The following is a 2,520-nucleotide window of genomic DNA, read 5'->3' on the forward strand; positions in this document are numbered from 1 at the left end:
ATGACCATATTATCCGAAATGAAAAATCCTATCACAAAATATCAGCATATATTATTAATAATCCATTACATTGGATAAAAGATAAATTATATAAAATATAGATTTATCATTTCAGAAATCATCATTTGCTGAGACGCAAGATTTTGTGCCTATTATGGTAGTTAATTTTTCATAATCGACTTTGTTCTATTAGAAAAATAATATTACTCCCTGTCAAGTATACTTCGTCAATATTTATAGGAATTTCTCCTTGTCTGGAACCTCCAACATTATTTCTAATTGTAGGAATACCACTTACAAAACTATATACCTTTTCGTTAAACAACAGATTTTTCCATTAAATTACATGACATATTCAATATATATTAACAATACAACAACGACATTACAACACAATACTCCACAAACACCCAAAACAACCAAACACACATACAAAAACATCCCGATGTTCAATCTTTTACTAAATCACAGTTTCTAATTTCAACAGCCCTCAACTATAAAGGCTATCCGTATTTTTCATTAAATTGCAATCCGGCTCTTCACTCATAGTCAGGATTCCCAATACTGGAGAATAGCTGAACAGGAGTTGACCAAAAAACATACATTTACCCTAAGGTTACAATGATGAATCAAGACTGGAAAAAACTAAAATTACTATTGGCAGGTTGCGGATCCATTGGCAAGCGCCATGCAAGAGTCCTCTCCTTTCTCGGCGTAGAAGAAATCTATATTTTTGACCCCAATTCCCAAAATACCGAGGAATTAATCGATGAACTGCCCCATCTTAAAAAAGTAGACACCTATGAAGCCGGTCTAGCATTGGTCGATGCAGTATTTGTTATGACTCCTACTCGCCTACATGTTCCTATGGCTATACAGGCCATAGAAGCCGATTGCCATGTTTTTATCGAAAAACCAATCTCCCTGACCATGGAGGGGATTGATGAACTGGCCAACCTCGCCAAGATTAAAAACAAAAAAGTGATGATCGGGCTATGTACTCGATACCATGAAGGCATCAGAAAAGCTAAAGATATATTTGAATCCGGAAGGATCGGTAGGTTGGTTTCTATTCGATCACTGGTTGGGGAACACTTTCCAGCCGTCCACCCTGAGTACAAATCCATGTATTACGCTAAATATTCTGGGGCTTTCGAATTGATGCACGACTTAGACCTGGCGTTGTGGTTTGCCAATCAACCTGTAAAACAAGTATTTTCAGTCTATGGCAGCTTTAGCGATATCGATATTGAAGCACCAGACACGGTGGAATTTCTACTCCGTTTTGAAGATCGATGCACGGCCACCATCCACCTGGATTTCTTTCAAATACCTCGTCGAAGAAACATGGAATTGATCGGCAGTCAAGGCGTACTAATCATTGATTTTACTTCTTGGGAAGAATACACCATTTCTATTTACGACTCAACTAAAGAAGACTGGGAACATCGGACAGGAAAAACAAAACGCAATGATATGTTTATCGACGAAGACCTAGACTTTCTTCAGTCCATAGTCAACGACACAGCAATTTCCTGTGATATAATCGAAGGATGTAAATCCCTAAGGGTGATAGAAGCTGCACAAAATAAAATAGAAGATATTAACCTCATTGAAAACATCTAACTTATGCCAAACATTGATTTATTTAATTTAAAAGACCAGGTCGCTGTCATCACCGGTGGAGCCAGTGGATTGGGTTACGATATGGCTTGCGAACTCGCCAATGCAGGATGCCATTTAGTGATTACTTCTCGTTTTAAAGAAAAGTTAGTAGAGCCCGCCCAAAATCTGAGAAACCAATATGGTATTGATGTTCTTACCCTACAGCTAGACCAATGTTTTCACGAGGAGGTAAAAAATATGGCTGCGCAAGCCCAACAGTGGAAAGGCCACATTGACATCCTTATCAACAATGCGGGTGGAGGGTCAGGAGCCAGTGAAGGCGATCTGTTTAAACGCGCTCCCAATGACATGGTCAACATGATACACACCAATCTAATCGGTCCACTGTTCTGTTCTCAAGAAATAGGGAAAATTATGGCGGGTCAGCAATCTGGGAAAATCATTAACATCGGGTCTATTGCAGGCATGGTGGGCAGAGATCGAAGTATGTACCGCGACAACCAAAAATCTGAACAACCCATTGATTACGCCGCCGCCAAGGCCGGGATCATCGGAATGACTCGAGATCTTGCCGCCTATATGGCGCCCTATGGTATCTGTGTCAATTGTATATCACCAGGTGGGTTTCAGGGCGCTAGTTTACCTCAAGAATTTGTCAATGCCTATAATCGAGCGACTGCACTGGGCAGGATGGGAAAAATGGGTCAAGATATCAAGGGCGTTGCCCTCTTCCTGGCCTCTCAAGCTTCAGACTATGTCACCGGCCAAAATATAGTCGTAGATGGTGGGTTCAGTATTTGGAAATAGTAACATACTTGTAAGCCATCAACTAACTACGTATTGATCAGGGTATAAAAAGACTATAAATTTGCTTTAAAAGAAGTAAATGAATAA

Annotated in this window: 2 protein-coding genes; both read left to right on the forward strand. The window is 39.8% G+C overall.

From position 1 onward, the window contains the following. The first annotated feature begins 621 nt into the window (after positions 1-621). Entirely contained in the window at positions 622-1,626 is a 1,005-nt protein-coding gene (locus LVD51_RS19915) for a Gfo/Idh/MocA family protein (protein WP_236973137.1), read from the forward strand. A 3-nt stretch (positions 1,627-1,629) separates the two neighbouring features. After that, positions 1,630-2,433: an SDR family NAD(P)-dependent oxidoreductase gene (locus tag LVD51_RS19920; RefSeq protein WP_236973138.1), complete on the forward strand. Its 804-nt coding sequence runs from the start codon at positions 1,630-1,632 to the stop codon at positions 2,431-2,433. The last annotated feature ends 87 nt before the right edge of the window (positions 2,434-2,520 follow it).

The sequence above is a fragment of the Membranihabitans marinus genome (assembly GCF_021729155.1).
In the GTDB taxonomy this organism is placed as follows: Bacteria; Bacteroidota; Bacteroidia; order Chitinophagales; family Saprospiraceae; genus Membranihabitans; species Membranihabitans marinus.

Excerpts from the sequence above, each read along its gene's own strand:
- LVD51_RS19915 (WP_236973137.1), top strand. The coding sequence starts at position 622 with ATGATGAATCAAGACTGGAAAAAACTAAAATTACTATTGGCAGGTTGC.
- LVD51_RS19920 (WP_236973138.1), top strand. The coding sequence starts at position 1,630 with ATGCCAAACATTGATTTATTTAATTTAAAAGACCAGGTCGCTGTCATC.